Raw genomic sequence first — 15936 nt, forward strand, 5'->3', positions numbered from 1 at the left:
ACGCAACCATCCGCCCCCGTGGCTGTCGTGGAGACGGGCCTGCTCATACTGGAGGCATGAAGCTCAGCCGCCGCGTGTCCTGGTTCCTCGTCGCCTTCGGCGTGTGGAGCTGGGTGGTATGGACGACGTTCGTCAAGAACCTGTGGAAGGACACGAGCGGGCTGGCCTTCGCGCACGGCGACCACGGCTCGCCGACCGCGTACTTCTGGATCCATCTCACCCTCGCCATCGTCTCCTTCCTCCTCGGCACCGCGATCGGCGTGCTCGGGCTGCGCGGCCTGCGGGCGCTGCGTAGCGAGGCGGCGTGATCTTCGCGATCATCCCGGTCGTCCTCGCGGTCTTCGGCGGTGTGCACTGGTACGTATGGAAGCGACTGGTCCGTGACGTGTCCGCGCCGCGCGGCCGGTGGCGGCGCACGGGGACGGTGCTCACCGTCGTCCTGCCGCTGCTGAGCCTGGGCGCGCTGCTCGGCGGGCGGCTGCTGCCGCTGGCGGAGGAGCGGTGGCTTGCCTGGCCGGGGTATCTGTGGCTGGCGGCGCTGCTCTATCTGATCCTGGCGCTGGTGGTGGGCGAGGCCGTACGGCCGCTGCTGCGCCGGGCCTTGCCGACGAAGGAGCCGCAGGCAGAGTTGGAACCGGAGCCGTCCGCCGAGCCCAGCCGCCGGCTCTTCGTCGCTCGTACGGTCGCGATCGGCGCCGCCGCAGCCGCGACGGCGACCGTCGGCTACGGGACGTACGGCGTGCTGCGCGGGCCGCGGCTGAAGTACGTGTCCGTGCCGCTGGCGAAGTTGCCCGCCAAGGCCGACGGTTACCGGATCGCGGTGGTGAGCGACATCCACCTGGGCCCGATCCTGGGCCGGGCGCACACGCAGCGGATCGTGGACACGATCAACGGCGCCCGCCCCGACCTGGTGGCGATCGTCGGCGACCTGGTGGACGGCAGCGTGCCCGAACTCGGCCCGGCGGCGGAGCCGCTGGCACAGCTCAGGGCGCGCGACGGCTCGTACTTCGTCACCGGGAACCACGAGTACTTCTCGGGCGCCGACCAGTGGGTGGACTTCGTACGCGAACTGGGCGTGCACCCCCTGGAGAACGCCCGGGTCGAGATCGGCGCGGGCTTCGACCTCGCCGGGGTCAACGACATCGCCGGCGCGAGCCACGGCGAAGCCCCCGACTACGTCAAGGCGCTGGATGACCGGGACCGCACCCGCGCCGCCGTGCTGCTCGCCCACCAGCCGGTGATGATCCACGAGGCGGTCAAGCACGGCGTCGACCTCCAGCTGTCCGGGCACACCCACGGCGGCCAGCTCTGGCCCGGCAACTACGTTGCCGCGCTGGCCAATCCGACCGTCGCGGGCCTGGAGCGCTACGGCGACACCCAGCTCTACGTGACCCGGGGCGCCGGCGCCTGGGGACCGCCGGTCCGCGTGGGGGCGCCCTCGGACATCACGATCGTCACCCTCGGGTCCCTCAAAACCTGACCGGAAACCGCTCCCCGCGGACCGGGGGTGTGACATCCCGGGGGCGCGCCGCGCTGAAGGAGCGGTCGGTCATCCGCCGGAACGCTGCGTCATGGCGACGGCCGCGCAGGCCATGGACTGGATGCGCGCGTGCGTACGGAGCTTCGCGAGCGGCGGGGCCGAACACGAGCCGTTCATGGCGGCGTGGCACTGGCTCGCCGACGATTTGGGCCGCCGCGCCTGGGCGGTTCACCTGGTGCTGCCGCTGCTGCCGCTGCTGCCGCTGCTGCCGCTGCTGTCCCCGGAGGCGGAGGGCTGATCGCGGAAGTGGAGGAACTCCGCCAGCGCCCCCCTGACCTCGCGGGCGATGGGCCGCAGGATCCGGTAGCGGGACAGCGCGGTCAGCCGGGCGGCAAGCGGGGCGGTGCGGGCGACGAGGCGACGGGTGCGCTCGGAGCCGGGGGAGCGGTCGTAGACCCAGAAGAGGACCACGCCCATCTGGTACATCCACATCAACTCGGGGAGGATCCCAGCGAGTTCGGCGTCGACCTTCACGCCGGAGCCGGACAGCACCTCCTCGTGGACCGCGATGGCGGCGTCCCGGGCCCGGTGCGAGTCGGGTGAGAAGGGGCTGAGCGGGCTCTCGGGGTCGGCGGCGTTCTTGAAGAACTGGACGGCGAACCGGTGGTACGGCTCCGACACGTCGAGCCAGGCATTCATGACCCCGAGCAGCCGGGCGGCCAGATCGCGTTCGCCGTTGTCCAGGACTTCGCGGACCGCCGCCTGGTGCTCGGCGGCGAGACGGTCGTAGAAGCCCTGGACGAGGTGTTCCTTGCTGTCGAAGTAGTAGTACGCGTTGCCGACCGAGACCCCGGCCTCCTTGGCGATGGCGCGCATCGTCGTCTTGTCGTAGCCCCGCTCCTCGAAGAGCCGCATCGCGGTCTCCAGGATGAGGGTCCGGGTCTGCTCGCTCTTCTTGGCCGGCGTCGCGTCTTCCACGTCGTGAGCCTAACGGGGCGGTTCGCAGCCACCGGCGCAGGCCTGTGGCTTGCTCGCGGTGGTCTCCCGGTACTTCGCCGCCACCAGCACCGCCGCCCGGGCCAGCGGGGCACCGGCCTTGGTGCTGAGCCGGTGCGCCATGGGCCGGTACTCGGCCAGAGCCCAGAGGCAGACCAGCCAGGCCGCCTCGCCCCAGTAGACGTGCCCCGCGTCGCCGACCACCGTGATCTCGGCCTGCGTCGCTGCATGGTCCAGGCTCGGGAACCTGCGCCGGGCCTCCTCGGACCCGGCCGGGACCAGGTCGAGGGGGACCAGTTGGGGCTGCCGGGCGAGCCAGCCCCGTACGAAGGAGCAGAGCGAGCAGTTCTCGTCGTACAGCACGGTCAGCCGGTTGACCGGCGCTGCCGTGGTCATCGGGCGGGCTGGGCCGGCGGGGTCCAGCCCTGCGGCGCGACCGGCGGGATCTGCTCGCGGTCCATGACGCCCCGGCGGCGGATCTTGTTGAGGACGTAGACATTGGCGAGGTGCATCCCGCCGAGGACGAGCAGGACGACGCCGATCTTGACCGACAGCTCCTCGAAGAGGCCGCGCGAGTCCTCGACCACGTCCGCCGACTTCAGGTAGAGCGCGACGAAGCCGAGGTTGACGAGGTAGAAGCCGACCACCAGGAGGTGGTTGACGGCGTCGGCCAGCTTCTCGTTGCCGTGCATGACGTCGGCGAGGAAGACCTTGCCGCTCTGGCTGAGGGTGCGGGCCACCCAGATGGTCAGCGCGACGCTGATGACCAGGTAGATGACGTATGTGACGACCGTGAGGTCCATGGGTCCACCCCTGTCGGTGAAGTTGAACGTGTTCAAAACTCATTGCGGGACTGACTGTAGACCCATTTTTGAACATGTTCAAGGCCCCGTTCCGTGGACACGGAACGGGGCCTTGAGGGGGCTTCAGGAAATTCTCGGATCAGTCGCGCGAAGGGACCAACTCCTTGGCCGGGGGCTCGGCGGATTCGTCCTCGTCGGCGGGCTCGACCGCAAGGTGCGGCAGCCGCTTGTCGAGCCAGCCCGGCAGCCACCAGTTGGAGGAGCCGAACAGGTGCATCAGGGACGGGACCAGGACCGTACGCAGGATGAAGGCGTCGAGCGCGACCGCGCCCGCCAGGCCCACGCCGAACATGGCCGTCGCGCGCTGGCCCATGAGGACGAAGGCGCCGAAGACGCAGATCATGATGACGGCGGCCGAGTTGATCACCCGGCTGGTCTCGGCGAGGCCGACCCGCACGGCGCGGGCGTTGTCCCGGGTGTGCACCCACTCCTCGTGCATGCGGCTGACCAGGAAGACCTGGTAGTCCATCGAGAGCCCGAAGAGCAGCGACAGCATGATCACCGGGATGAAGGAGTCGATCGGCCCGGCCCGCCCCGCGCTGAGCGGATCGCCGCCCCAACCCCACTGGAAGGCCGCGACCAGGAGGCCGAAGGAGGCGGCCGCCGCGATCAGGTTCATCGCCGCCGCGGTGAGCGGGACGACGAGACTACGGAAGGCGAGCAGCAGCAGCACGAAGCCCAGGGCGATGATCACCCCGATGAAGAGCGGGAGTTTGCCGGTGATGACGTGGGCGAAGTCCTTGAAGATCGCCGTCTGCCCGCCGACGTACGCCTGCATGGTGCTGCCCTTTTCGGCAGCCGGGATCACCTCGCCGCGCAGCCGGTCGATCAGGTCGTCCGTGCCGACGGCCTGCGGTGAGGTGGTCGGTACGACCTGCACCACGGCGACCGTGGCGCCCTTCTGCAGCGGCATCGCGCTGACGGCGGCCACGCCCTTCTGCGTACGGATGTCGGCGACCAGGCCGTCCAGGGCCTTCACGTCGGCCGCGCCGTTGGGGACTTCGGCGAGGATCGTCAGCGGGCCGTTGAAGCCGGGGCCGAAGCCGGCGGCCAGCATGTCGTACGCCTTGCGGGTGGTCGTCGTCGACTGGTTGTTGCCCTGGTCGGACGAGCCGAGGCGCAGCGAGAGCGTCGGGATGGCGATCACTGCCATCACCGCGACCGCGACGACGGCGAGCACACGCGGGTGCCGCTGGACGAAGCCGGACCAGCGGGCGGCGGCGCCGGTCGCCTCCTCGCTCTCCGGGCCGTGTTGGGCGAGCCGGCGCCGCTGGCGACGGCTGAGCACCCGCGGCCCGAGGACGCCGAGCATCGCGGGCAGCAGGGTGACGGAGGCCGTGACGGTGACGATGACCGTCAGTGAGGCGCCGATCGCCAGACCGTTGAGGAAGGTCAAGCCCACCGCGAACATGCCGAGCAGCGCTATGCACACCGTTCCGCCCGCGAACAGCACCGCCCGCCCCGAGGTGTTGACCGCCTTGACGGCGGCCTCCTCCGGGGAAAGGCCGCGCAGGATGCCCTTGCGGTGCCGGGTGACGATGAACAGGGCGTAGTCGATGCCCACACCCAGTCCGACCAGCGAGGCCAGGGTCGGTGCGATGTCGCCGAGGTCGATGGCGTGGCTGAGCACCGCGATCGCGGACACCGACGTACCGACGCCGAAGATCGCGGTGAGGATCGGCAGCAGCATGCCGAAGAGCGAGCCGAAGGCCAGGTAGAGCACGAGCGCGGCGGCGGCGATGCCCACCAGCTCGCTCAGACCCATCGGCGGCTGCTCCGCCTGCTGCACCGCCTGGCCGCCGACCTCGACGTCGAGGCCCTTGCCGTCCGCTGCCTGCGCGGTGTCGATGAACTTGTTCACCTGATCGACGCTCAGCTCGTTGCCGAGCTTGCTCCAGGTGACGGTGGCGTACGCGGTGCGGCCGTCCTGGCTGATCTTGGTGGCGCCCGCAGGCGCGTACGGACTCGCGACCGAGCCGACGTCGGGGAGCTTGGCGATCTTCGCCAGCGTCGCCGTCATCTCGTCCTTGACCGCCGCGTCGTTCACCGAGCCGCTGTCGGTGTGCCAGACAACACTGTCGGCCTCACCGGAGCTCTTGGGGAACGCCTTGTCCATCAGGGTCAGCACCTTGGCGGACTCGGTGCCGGGCAGCTGGAAGACGTTGGCGTAGTTGCTGCCCATGGTGTTGCTGGCGGCACCGACCCCCACCAGGGCGACCACCCAGAGCAGTACCACCAACCATTTGTGCCGGTAGCACCATCGCGCCAAAGCGGCCACGGCCACAGCTCCTTCATCGATATCAGAGGTATGCCATCAGCCTCCGTGGACGGACAAGGTTCCGCCAAGCGGGTCGGGGATCTCTCAAGGAACTCCAAAGTTCCGGCGCCCGGCGCCCGGGACCGCGACGCCGATACTGGAGCCATGGAGAGCGCCACGGTCCTGATCGTCGAGGATGAGCCGAGCATCGCGGACATCCTCAGGATCACTCTGAAATTCCACGGATTCGCCGTCCACACCGCCGCCACCGGCCGCGAGGCCCTGGCCGCTGCACGCGAACACCGGCCCGATCTGGTGCTGCTCGACGTCATGCTGCCCGACGGCAACGGCTGGGAGGTCTGCCGCACTTTGCGGGCGGAGCGTACGTTTCCCGACGAGCTGGCCGTGATTTTCGTCACCGCGCGGGACGCCCCACGCGACGTCGTCGCCGGACTCGCGCTCGGCGGCGACGACTACATCACCAAGCCCTTCGGCGTCGACGAGGTGGTGGCCCGCGTCCAGGCCGTGCTGCGCCGCACCCGGCGGAACACCGTCCCCGACCCCGTACTGCGCCACGGCGACCTGGAGATGGACGAGGCCACGTACAGCGTCCGGCGCGGCGGCGAACCGGTGGACCTCACGCCGACCGAGTACAACCTGCTGCGGCAGCTGCTGCGCAACGCCGGGCGGATCGTCACCAAGGAGCAACTGCTGCAGGACGTGTGGAGCTACGACTTCGACGTCGAGTCGACCGTCCTGGAGACGTACATCAGCTACCTGCGGCGCAAACTCGACCACCTCGGCCCGCCGCTGATCGAGACCAAGCGCGGCATCGGCTACGGACTCCGCGCGGTGCGGGCGTGAGCCGGTGGCATCCGCGGACGCTGCGCGGGCGCATCACCCTCGCCAACGTGGCCCTGCTGGCGACCGGGCTGGTGCTGGCCGGGATCGCGAGCCTGGTCGGCATGTACACCCTGCTGGTCGGCGAGATCGACGACTCGCTGCACGCCTCGCAGGCCGGCCTCGAGCGGACCTCGCTCACCGCCGACAGCCTGCGGAGGCTGTGCACGACGGCCGGGCTCGTGGAGAGCTCCAGCACGAACCGTGACACGATCACGGCCTTCGACCAGGACCTTTTCGTCATCCTCGACCCGCACGGCCGGACCATCGACGCCTGCCTGGGCCAGGCCGTGCCGGCCACCGCAGAGCGCGCCCGGCTGACCGGGGCCATCTCGAACCCGGGCGCCCTCGCCACGTCCGGCGACGCCGCCACCGTGAGCACCGGCGGCGACTACTACCGGGTCGCCGTCGCGCGCCTCGACGACGGCAGCATGGTCGTCAAGGGCATGCGGCTCAACGGCGTGATCAGGGCGGTCTTCCACCTCTTCATCGTCGAGGCGGTGGTCGGCATCCTCCTGCTCGGGCTGCTGGCCACCGGATCCCTGCGGGCCGTACGGCGGCGGCTGCGGCCCCTGGAGCAGATGGTCGAAACCGCGAGCGCCATCGCCGGCGGCGAGCTGTCCCGGCGCGTCCCCGAGGCCGACAAGGCCAGCGCCGAGGTCGACCAGCTCAGCGTCGCCCTCAACACCATGCTCCACCAGATCGAACAGGCCCTCCTCACCAGCGAGGACGCCGCCGCCCGGCTCCGGCAGTTCGTCGCCGACGCCTCCCACGAACTGCGCACCCCGCTCGCCACGGTGCGCGGCTATCTGGAGCTCTACCAGAAGTGCATGCTCGACGCCGAGGAGAGCGAGCGCGCCCTGACGCGCGTCGCCGCCGAGTCCGAGCGGATGAGCCGCCTCGTCGACGAACTCCTATCCCTGGCCCGCATGGAGCACCGCCCCGCCCTGTGGCTGCGCGCCGTCGACCTCCGGGAACTCGTCCACGACGGAGTCGCCGACCTGCGCGCACAGCAGCCGCAGCGGCCGGTCAGCGTGACCTGCCCGGGCGACGGCCCGGTCGAGGTGCGCGGCGACGAGGCCAAGCTGCGCCAGGTCGTCGGCAATCTGCTCAGCAACGTACGTGTCCACACCCCCGCCGAATCCCCCGTCACGGTCGGCCTCCTGAGCCGGTCCGGCGACGCCGTGCTCAGCATCACCGACACCGGCCCCGGCATGCGTGAGGAGGACGCCTCCCGCGTCTTCGACCGCTTCTTCCGCGCCGACCCCGACCGCGCCCGCGCCACCGGCGGCAGCGGCCTCGGCATGTCCATCGTCGAAGCCGTCATCCACGCCCACGACGGCGCCGTCGCCGTCGAGACAGCGCCGGGCGCCGGGCTGACGGTGCGGGTGACGCTGCCTGTCGCCGCGAACAACGAGGTCCCGGATCACGAGGTCCCGGATCCGGGCAAAGCGCACACCTTGAACACTCAATCGTCATAGGATCCGCACACGCTGCCCCGCCGCACCCCCAGTGCGCGGGGCAGCGTCCTCGCGCCGGGCAAACTGTCCGAAACCTGTGTACGGGCCCCTGCTGACACGCGTAGATCCAGGGGCTACCTTTGCATTCTCTTTGATGCGAAATGCCGTCGCGGCAGCCGGGGCCAGGCTGTCCGCGAAATTGGCTATGCGTTTGAGTGTTCGACAAGTACGTACACCTGGGGGGCAGGATGTTCGATGAAGCGCGCTACACCGCGGTCATGGGCGTGGGGACGTACGCGCTCTCCCCGCGAGCGGGCCTGGCGACCCCGTCCGGGGAACTGCGCCGTCCGGTCGCCGTCTGGCTGCTCGGCGTCGCCACCCTCGGCCTCTACTGGCTCCTCTGGTACTACCGCGCCAACCAGGAGCTGCGCGACTTCGACCCCGAGATCAAGGTCCGGCCGGCCCTCGCGGTCCTGGCCGTGTCCGTCGGTGCGATCGTCGTGATCCCGGCCGTCGCCTCGCTCTACAACACCGGCTGCCGCATAGCCCAGGCCCAACGCCGCGCCGGGCTCCACGGCACCGCGTCCGGCCTCACCGGCGTCGGCCTGGGCCTGGCCGGGCTCACGCCCTGCTACTACCAGGCCCACCTCAACCAGGTCTGGGTCGCCCGCAACTGATCCCCTCCGCCCGCTACTTCCTGCGCCGTCCGCCGCCGTCCGCCGCCCGCCTTCCCCGCGCCGGCTTCGGATGCCGCCGCAGCGCCAGGGTGGCCCCGGCAACCAGCGTGACCAGGGCCGCCGTGGAGCCCGCCCCGAGCCACGAACGCCCGGCGCCGGCCGCCGATGCCGTCTTCGTGGCGCCTCCGGATCCGGGGTCCGCCGACGCGCTCGCCGACGGGCTCGCCTCGCTCAGCGGCGGCACCAGTTCGCCCACCGCCTCGACGTTCCCCGCCGCCCCGAAGCCCCAGTCGAGCAGGGCGGCCGCCTCCCGGTACACCTCGTCGTAGCCCGACGTCGGGTGCATGACGGTCACCAGCAGCGTCCGGCCGCCGCGCTCGGCAGCACCGGTGAAGGTGTTGCCGGCGTTCGTCGTATAGCCGTTCTTCACCCCGATCAGGCCGCGGTAGTTGCCCAGCAGCCGATCAGTGTTCTGGATCTGGAACGTCTTGCCGCCCCCGGCCGGGAAGTCCGCCACCTCGGTCGAGCAGTACTGGCGGAAGTCGTCGTTCTTGAGCCCCGCCCGCGCGAACAGCGTCAGGTCGTACGCCGACGACACCTGCCCCGCGGTGTCGTAACCGTCCGGGCTCACCACGTGCGTGTCGTTGGCCTGCAGCTCCGTGGCCCGGGTCCGCATCTCGCGCACCGTCCGGTCCACCCCGCCGTTCATCGCGCACAGCACATGTACCGCGTCATTGCCCGACCGCAGGAACACCCCGAGCCACAACTGCTCCACCGTGTACGTCATCCCGCGCTCAATCCCCACCAGGCTGCTGCCCGCCCCCATCCCGGCGAGGTCTGCGTCCACCACGGTGTGCTTCCGCGTCTTCCGGAACTTCGGCAGCACGGTATCCGCGAACAGCATCTTCAACGTGCTCGCCGGCGGCAGCTGCTCATGCGCGTTGTGCGCCGCCAGCACCTCTCCGCTGTCCGCGTCCGCCACCACCCACGCCGCCGAATTCGTCACCGGCAGCGCGGGCGCCCCGCTCTTCCTTCGGACCTGGGTGCCAGACCGGCCGAGCAACTCACCGCCGACCGTCGATCTCCCCGCCGCCGCCGCCGATCCGACAGGCAGCAATGCAGCGGCGAGCGCGACTCCGAGTACGGATCGTCGCGACATGGCAGGGGAGGTGGATGGTGTCTCGCGCATCGACAACAGAAACTACAAGCCGGAGCTATGTACGACCGACCCGGGTCACCCGCCCTCCGATCTCCACCGTCCCGTCCGCGTTCATCCGCGTCAGGATCTGCGACCCCACCCCCTGCCGAATATCCAGGCCGCGCCCCAGCTCCCCGGTCAGCACCAGCGCCGCCGCCCCCGTCGCCTCGTCCTCCGCGATCCCGTCCCCCCGCCCCGGAAACCCCCGCGCCCGCACCCGCCCCGCCTCCTCATCCGCCCATGCCCACGCATACCTCCACCGGCCCCCCTCCGGCACCCCCAGCCCCTCCACCTCCGCCACCGACCCATACCGCTCTGTCCGCTTTCCCGTCCCCCACTCCGGCCTCGCCCGGATCCACCGCACCTCCCCCTCCTGCCACGTCCGTACGACCCCCGCCTCCACCCGCAGCGCCTCCACCCCCAGCAACCACCCCACCCCCACCAGCGGATACCCCGCGAACCCCAGCCTCACGGACGGCGTATAGATGTCCACCGCCCCGTCCGCCGCGTCATCCACGAACACCGTCTCACTGAACCCGAGTTCAGCCGCCAACGCCTGCCGCCCCTCCCGTGACGGCACCGCCGCCCCGTCCCGTAGGACTCCCAGCTCGTTGCCGCCGCTGCCGTCCGGCCCGATGAACACCCGCAGCACTTCGTGAAGATCAGCCATATCGCCATCCAACCAGCGCTCTGGACTTCTCGGGGTCGGTACTCACCGGGGGTTGGTCGAATGGCCGTAGAGGACGCGATGACGAGGCAGTGGATTCCACTCACCGAAGGGGATGGACCCGAGGCGTACCTCGTCCTGCCGGAGGGGCGTGAGCCTGCCGGGGCGGTGACCGTGGGCGGAAAGATGTTCGGGGTCACCGCGCATGTGCGGGACATCGAAGTACCTCCTTCCCCAGTGTGGGGGCCCGTCAGACCAGCCACGAGCGACACCGGCGACCATACTGAGCTGGGGTTTCGTACGCATTCGAAGAAAGGTTCATCCGATCGGATTTCCTCCGAACGGGTGAGTGTCGGTGCCGCCCCCTAGGCTCCGCGGCCATGTACGACGTATCGCCTTGGGAAGACGAGGCCAGGATCGCCGCGATCGGCAGGCTCGCCGACGAGGGCGATGTCGGGCGGCTGGTCGACGTGCTGATGCTGAGGGCGCAGGACTGGCATGAGGGCTATGGGGTTGCGTCGCGGCTGCGGGCCATGCCGGAGGAGCCGCGCCGGGCGTTGGCGGATCGGTTGGTCGGCCACCACAACTCGCCGGGTGGTGGGCCGGATCAGCGTGAACGAGCCGTGGTGCTCCTCGCCCTGGTGGCGGACGGGTTCGTGGAGGAGGCCTGGTGCGACTACTGGGTCCGGATGTTGGAGGACCGGGCCAGGCACTGGTATTCGACGGGGACCAGCGACGAAGTGCCCGCCGTGGCGGAGGCCGTGCTCAATGCCGGGCGCGGACTGTCCTGGGAGGTGGTGGGGCTGTTGCGCAGATCGGCGGGGCAGGGGCTCGGTTGGGCCGGACTGCTGCTGGACCGGTTGGCGGAGCCGCTGTTGAACCCGGGTGAGCCCTGGGCGGACCGTATTCTCGCCGAGCTGCCCGTGCTGGGGGAGCGCTGGCGGGACCTGGTCGCGTATCTGGTGGCCCCCAAGGCGGGGCGACCGACGCGGCGGTGGGAGCGGGAGGCCGCGGGGCGCATCGACGGAATCGGCGCTGAGGCGGTCCGCCGCAGGGTCACGCCGTGGCTGGCGACGGCCGCGCAGGGCGGTGGGCAGTGCGATGGCGGGTACGACTCGTACAACGTCCACGTCATAATCGGCCTCGCCTGGCTGATGCCCCTGCTCCCGCCCCACGCGGAGACGGCCCGGGTGCTGGGCGCGCTGGTGGAGCATGCACCGGTCAAGGCCGGCGTGGCCGGCGCCGGAGTGCATGCGCTGGCCCGGCTGGAGGGGGGTGCGGGGCGAGTGGAGCTGGCCCGGCTGGCCGGGTGCGTGGACCACAAGGTGACGCTGAAGCAGGTCCGCCGCGCGCTGGAGGTGTGACGGACGAGGGCCCCGCCTCCCGTTGCCGGGAGGCGGGGCCCTCGTGGGTCCGACGGCATCAGCCACCACAGCCGGACAGAGTCCGGCGCAGCGCCTCGAAGCCTGAGTGGGGGTCCCCCCGGCCGAAGGCTGGGGGAGAGCCCCCTGGGGCCGAGCAGTGCGAGAGGCGCGTCAGAAATCAGAAGCGGCGCGTGATGAGGGCGCGCTTGACTTCCTGGATGGCCTTGGTGACCTCGATGCCGCGCGGGCAGGCGTCCGTGCAGTTGAAGGTCGTACGGCAGCGCCAGACGCCGTCCTTGTCGTTGAGGATCTCCAGCCGCTGCTCGCCGCCCTCGTCGCGGGAGTCGAAGATGAAGCGGTGGGCGTTGACGATCGCCGCCGGGCCGAAATACTGGCCGTCGTTCCAGAACACCGGGCACGAGGAGGTGCAGGCGGCGCAGAGGATGCACTTGGTGGTGTCGTCGAAGCGCTCGCGGTCCTCGGGGGACTGGAGGCGCTCGCGGGTGGGTTCGTTGCCCTTGGTGATGAGGAAGGGCATGACGTCGCGGTAGGCCTGGAAGAAGGGGTCCATGTCGACCACGAGGTCCTTGAGCACGGTCAGGCCCTTGATGGGCTCGACGGTGATGGGCTTCTCGGGGTTGATGTCCTTGATCAGGGTCTTGCACGCGAGGCGGTTGCGGCCGTTGATGCGCATGGCGTCGGAGCCGCAGATGCCATGGGCGCAGGAGCGACGGAAGGTCAGGGTGCCGTCGATCTCCCACTTGACCTTGTGGAGGGCGTCGAGGACACGCTCCTTGGGATCGATGTCGAGCTGGTAGTCGATCCAGTTCGCCTCGTCCGAGACCTCGGAGTTGAAGCGGCGGATCCGCAGCGTGACGGTGATCAGGTGGGAGGCGCCGGACTCGGCGGCGTCCAGTGCGTCGCTGTGCTTCTCAAGCGTCGGGGTGCTCATCAGTACTTACGCTCCATCGGCTGGTAGCGGGTCTGCACGACCGGCTTGTAGTCGAGTCGGATCGACTCGGTGCCGTCGGCTCCCACCTCGCGGTACGCCATGGTGTGCCGCATGAAGTTGATGTCGTCGCGGTTCGGGTAGTCCTCGCGGTAGTGACCGCCGCGGGACTCCTTGCGCGCCAGGGCGGAGATGGCCATGACCTCGGCAAGGTCGAGCAGGTTGCCCAGCTCGATGGCTTCGAGGAGGTCGGTGTTGAACCGCTTGCCCTTGTCCTGCACGGAGACGTTCTTGTAGCGCTCGCGCAGGTGGGCGATCTCCTCGACCGCTTCCTTGATGGTCTGCTCGGTGCGGAAGACCATCACGTTCTTGTCCATGCACTCCTGCAGCGCGTTGCGGATCTCGGAGACCCGCTCCTTGCCGGTGGAGTTGCGCAGACCCTCGACCTGCGCCACGACGACCGAGGCCGGGTCCTCCGGGAGCTGGACGTAGTCCGTCGTGGCGGAGTACTCGGCGGCGGCGATGCCGGCGCGACGCCCGAAGACGTTGATGTCGAGCAGCGAGTTGGTGCCGAGGCGGTTGGCGCCGTGCACGGACACGCACGCGACCTCGCCGGCGGCGTACAGGCCGGGGACGACGGTGGTGTTGTCGGACAGGACCTCACCCTCGACGTTGGTCGGGATGCCGCCCATGGCGTAGTGCGCGGTCGGCTGGATCGGGATCGGGTCCGTGTAGGGCTCGATGCCGAGGTACGTACGCGCGAACTCGGTGATGTCCGGGAGCTTGGCGTCGAGCTGCTCCGGCGGGAGGTGGGTGAGGTCGAGGTAGACGTGGTCGCCCTCGGGACCGCAGCCACGGCCCTCGCGGATCTCGGTGTAGATGGCGCGCGAGACGACGTCACGCGACGCGAGGTCCTTCATGACGGGCGCGTACTTCTCCATGAAGCGCTCGCCGTCCTTGTTGCGGAGGATGCCGCCCTCACCGCGGGCGCCCTCCGTCAGCAGGATGCCCATGCGCCAGATGCCCGTCGGGTGGAACTGGAAGAACTCCATGTCCTCCAGCGGCAGCCCGCGCCGGTACGCGACCGCCTGGCCGTCACCGGTCAGGGTGTGCGCGTTGGAGGTCACCTTGAAGAACTTGCCGGTGCCGCCGGAGGCGAAGATGACGGCCTTGGCCTGGAAGACGTGGATCTCGCCGGTGGCCAGTTCGTAGGCGACGACGCCGGCGGTCTTCTGGACCCCGTCGACCTCGGCCAGCAGCAGGTCAAGGACGTAGAACTCGTTGAAGAACTCCACGCCCTCCTTGACGCAGTTCTGGTACAGCGTCTGGAGGATCATGTGGCCGGTGCGGTCCGAGGCGTAGCACGAGCGGCGCACGGCGGCCTCGCCGTGGTTGCGGGTGTGCCCGCCGAAGCGGCGCTGGTCGATGGTGCCCTGCGGCGTCCGGTTGAACGGCAGGCCCATCTTCTCCAGGTCGAGGACCGCGTCGATGGCCTCCTTCGCGAGGATCTCGGCGGCGTCCTGGTCGACCAGGTAGTCACCGCCCTTGATCGTGTCGAAGGTGTGCCACTCCCAGTTGTCCTCCTCGACGTTCGCGAGGGCGGCGGCCATGCCGCCCTGGGCGGCGCCGGTGTGGGAGCGCGTGGGGTAGAGCTTCGTCAGCACGGCGGTGCGGCTGCGCTTGGTCGACTCGATGGCCGCGCGCATGCCGGCGCCGCCGGCGCCGACGATGACGGTGTCGTACTTGTGGATCTGCATGAGGGTCGCTTCCCTGTCCCAGCCCTGGCTTAGCGGATGTTCGGGTCGAAGGTGAAGATCACCAACGTGCCGAGCAGGATGGTGAACGCTGTCGCCGTGAACAGCAGCGTCTTGAGCCAGAACCGGGTGTTCGCCCGCTCGGCGTAGTCGTTGATCACGGTACGCAGGCCGTTGCCGCCGTGCAGCATGGCGAGCCACAGCATGATCAGGTCCCAGCCCTGCCAGAACGGCGAGGCCCAGCGGCCCGCCACGAAGGCGAAGCCGACCTTGGTCACGCCGCCGTCCAGCACGAGCTGGATCAGCAGGTGGCCCAGGACCAGCACGACGAGCACGATGCCGGACAGGCGCATGAACAGCCAGCCGTACAGCTCGAAGTTGGTCCGGGTGACGCGCGGGGTGCGCTTGGTGCGGGCACGCGGCGGCTCGATGACCGGAGCCGGGTTGTCAGGGCTGAAGGCGGCGCTCGACGCGCTCAGCTCCACGGAGTCGGTCGAAGACATGTGCTCAGCTCCCGAACAGGACTCGTGCGGCGTGGCCGAGGACGGGGTAGATCGCGCCGAGCATCAGCACGATCCAGACTCCCATCACGGTCCACAGCATCTGCTTCTGGTACTTCGGGCCCTTGGACCAGAAGTCGACAGCGATGACGCGCAGGCCGTTCAGGGCGTGGAACAGGATGGCCGCGACCAGTCCGTACTCCAGCAGGCTGACGATCGGCTGCTTGTAGGTGGCGACCACCTTGTCGTAATCCTCGGGGGAGACACGGACGAGTGCGGTGTCGAGGACGTGGACGAACAGGAAGAAGAAGATGAGGACACCGGTGACTCGATGAGCCACCCATGACCACATGCCTTCCCGGCCGCGGTAAAGCGTTCCAGCCGGCACGGAAAAAACCCTCCGGGAGCGGGGTGGGGGCCTGCCGGCTTCGGTGTCGGTCGCGACCCGGCCGGGTACGGTCCACCGGCCCTGACCATCCTAGCGACGGCTTGTCGGGTCCGTCCCGCTGGGTCCGTCAGGTGTGATCGATCCCGCACGGTTGGGTGCACGTATCAGGGAACCTGATGCCTACGTCCGGCTCGGGGCATGGGCTCCGGCCACCAGGCGGGTGAGCCGGCCCCGGGTGACGCGGCGCAGCTGGTCGGCCGCCGTGGCGAGCTCCTCGTCGGGCTCGTGGAGGAGCCGGGCGCGGATGCCGGCCAGGAGGTGGTCCAGCAGCTCGTCGGGGTGGACGCCGTCCAGGGCCATCACGAAGACATGGCCAAAGCGTGCCTCGTACGCGGCGTGGGCGGCCCGCAGCGCGGTGAGCGCCGCGAGCCCGCCCCGGGGCGGCAGCGGGGCGGTGGCGGCGGCCTCGGCGGCCAGCGCCTC

18 protein-coding genes are annotated in these 15936 nt (G+C 70.0%); 7 read left to right on the forward strand and 11 right to left on the reverse strand.

Annotation, left to right across the window (positions count from 1 at the left end; all coding sequences use genetic code 11):
* Positions 1–56: 56 nt before the first annotated feature.
* From EFK10_RS51055 to EFK10_RS29590, 3 genes are all read left to right on the forward strand, one after another.
* Positions 57–308 (forward strand): SCO4848 family membrane protein, encoded by a 252-nt coding sequence (locus EFK10_RS51055; RefSeq protein ID WP_240677548.1) that lies wholly within the window; start codon positions 57–59, stop codon positions 306–308.
* A complete protein-coding gene (locus EFK10_RS29585) occupies positions 305–1480 on the forward strand; it encodes a metallophosphoesterase (RefSeq protein ID WP_127358719.1) in 1176 nt (391 codons plus the stop codon). The genes EFK10_RS51055 and EFK10_RS29585 overlap by 4 nt, the downstream gene beginning before the upstream one ends.
* Positions 1481–1571: 91 nt before the next feature.
* Positions 1572–1778: a hypothetical protein gene (locus EFK10_RS29590; RefSeq protein WP_127358720.1), complete on the forward strand. Its 207-nt coding sequence runs from the start codon at positions 1572–1574 to the stop codon at positions 1776–1778.
* Here the strand turns inward: EFK10_RS29590 and EFK10_RS29595 are convergent.
* From EFK10_RS29595 to EFK10_RS29610, 4 genes are all read right to left on the reverse strand, one after another.
* The gene (locus EFK10_RS29595) at positions 1709–2458 is read right to left on the reverse strand and encodes a TetR/AcrR family transcriptional regulator (protein ID WP_240677549.1); all 750 of its coding nucleotides are present in this window, start codon (positions 2456–2458) and stop codon (positions 1709–1711) included. The two genes, EFK10_RS29590 and EFK10_RS29595, sit on opposite strands and share 70 nt — an antisense overlap.
* Before the next feature lie 9 nt (positions 2459–2467).
* The gene (locus EFK10_RS29600; protein WP_127358721.1) at positions 2468–2872 is read right to left on the reverse strand and encodes a thiol-disulfide oxidoreductase DCC family protein; all 405 of its coding nucleotides are present in this window, start codon (positions 2870–2872) and stop codon (positions 2468–2470) included.
* A complete protein-coding gene (locus tag EFK10_RS29605; protein ID WP_127358722.1) occupies positions 2869–3279 on the reverse strand; it encodes a hypothetical protein in 411 nt (136 codons plus the stop codon). The genes EFK10_RS29600 and EFK10_RS29605 overlap by 4 nt, the downstream gene beginning before the upstream one ends.
* A gap of 139 nt (positions 3280–3418) precedes the next feature.
* The gene (locus EFK10_RS29610; protein ID WP_240677550.1) at positions 3419–5617 is read right to left on the reverse strand and encodes an MMPL family transporter; all 2199 of its coding nucleotides are present in this window, start codon (positions 5615–5617) and stop codon (positions 3419–3421) included.
* Between the two features lie 144 nt (positions 5618–5761).
* Here EFK10_RS29610 and EFK10_RS29615 point away from each other — a divergent pair, with 144 nt between their 5' ends.
* The 3 genes from EFK10_RS29615 (at position 5762) to EFK10_RS29625 (ending at position 8633) form a co-directional block, all read left to right on the forward strand.
* Positions 5762–6460: a response regulator transcription factor gene (locus EFK10_RS29615; protein ID WP_164836197.1), complete on the forward strand. Its 699-nt coding sequence runs from the start codon at positions 5762–5764 to the stop codon at positions 6458–6460.
* Positions 6457–7977, forward strand: coding sequence for a sensor histidine kinase (locus EFK10_RS29620; protein ID WP_240677551.1), 1521 nt, complete (start codon positions 6457–6459; stop codon positions 7975–7977). Before EFK10_RS29615 ends, EFK10_RS29620 begins: the two co-directional genes overlap by 4 nt.
* A 227-nt stretch (positions 7978–8204) precedes the next feature.
* Entirely contained in the window at positions 8205–8633 is a 429-nt protein-coding gene (locus EFK10_RS29625; RefSeq protein ID WP_127358723.1) for a DUF4234 domain-containing protein, read from the forward strand.
* A 13-nt stretch (positions 8634–8646) separates the two neighbouring features.
* On the opposite strand, the gene EFK10_RS29630 is transcribed toward EFK10_RS29625, so the two are convergent.
* Positions 8647–9792 (reverse strand): D-alanyl-D-alanine carboxypeptidase family protein, encoded by a 1146-nt coding sequence (locus EFK10_RS29630; RefSeq protein ID WP_240677552.1) that lies wholly within the window; start codon positions 9790–9792, stop codon positions 8647–8649.
* Positions 9793–9847: 55 nt separating this feature from the next.
* On the reverse strand, positions 9848–10501 hold the full coding sequence (locus tag EFK10_RS29635; protein ID WP_127358725.1) for a PhzF family phenazine biosynthesis protein: 654 nt from the start codon (positions 10499–10501) through the stop codon (positions 9848–9850).
* A 377-nt stretch (positions 10502–10878) separates the two neighbouring features.
* Between EFK10_RS29635 and EFK10_RS29640 the strand changes: the two genes are divergently transcribed.
* Positions 10879–11862, forward strand: a complete 984-nt coding sequence (locus EFK10_RS29640) for a hypothetical protein (protein WP_127358726.1) — start codon at positions 10879–10881, stop codon at positions 11860–11862.
* Between the two features lie 178 nt (positions 11863–12040).
* On the opposite strand, the gene EFK10_RS29645 is transcribed toward EFK10_RS29640, so the two are convergent.
* From EFK10_RS29645 to EFK10_RS29665, 5 genes are all read right to left on the reverse strand, one after another.
* Positions 12041–12814 carry a succinate dehydrogenase iron-sulfur subunit gene (locus tag EFK10_RS29645; RefSeq protein ID WP_127358727.1) on the reverse strand — a complete coding sequence of 258 codons (774 nt, stop codon included), beginning with the start codon at positions 12812–12814 and terminating at the stop codon, positions 12041–12043.
* Positions 12814–14568, reverse strand: coding sequence for a succinate dehydrogenase flavoprotein subunit (gene sdhA, locus EFK10_RS29650; protein ID WP_127358728.1), 1755 nt, complete (start codon positions 14566–14568; stop codon positions 12814–12816). Before sdhA ends, EFK10_RS29645 begins: the two co-directional genes overlap by 1 nt.
* A gap of 29 nt (positions 14569–14597) precedes the next feature.
* Positions 14598–15068, reverse strand: coding sequence for a succinate dehydrogenase hydrophobic membrane anchor subunit (locus EFK10_RS29655; protein ID WP_127358729.1), 471 nt, complete (start codon positions 15066–15068; stop codon positions 14598–14600).
* Between the two features lie 4 nt (positions 15069–15072).
* Positions 15073–15453 (reverse strand): succinate dehydrogenase, cytochrome b556 subunit, encoded by a 381-nt coding sequence (gene sdhC / locus EFK10_RS29660; protein WP_127358730.1) that lies wholly within the window; start codon positions 15451–15453, stop codon positions 15073–15075.
* Between the two features lie 180 nt (positions 15454–15633).
* Positions 15634–15936: 2-oxo-4-hydroxy-4-carboxy-5-ureidoimidazoline decarboxylase (locus tag EFK10_RS29665; protein ID WP_322973427.1), on the reverse strand; the 303-nt coding region annotated here is incomplete at its 5' end.

It is taken from the genome of Streptomyces soli, from assembly GCF_003999195.1.
Lineage (GTDB): Bacteria > Actinomycetota > Actinomycetes > Streptomycetales > Streptomycetaceae > Actinacidiphila > Actinacidiphila soli.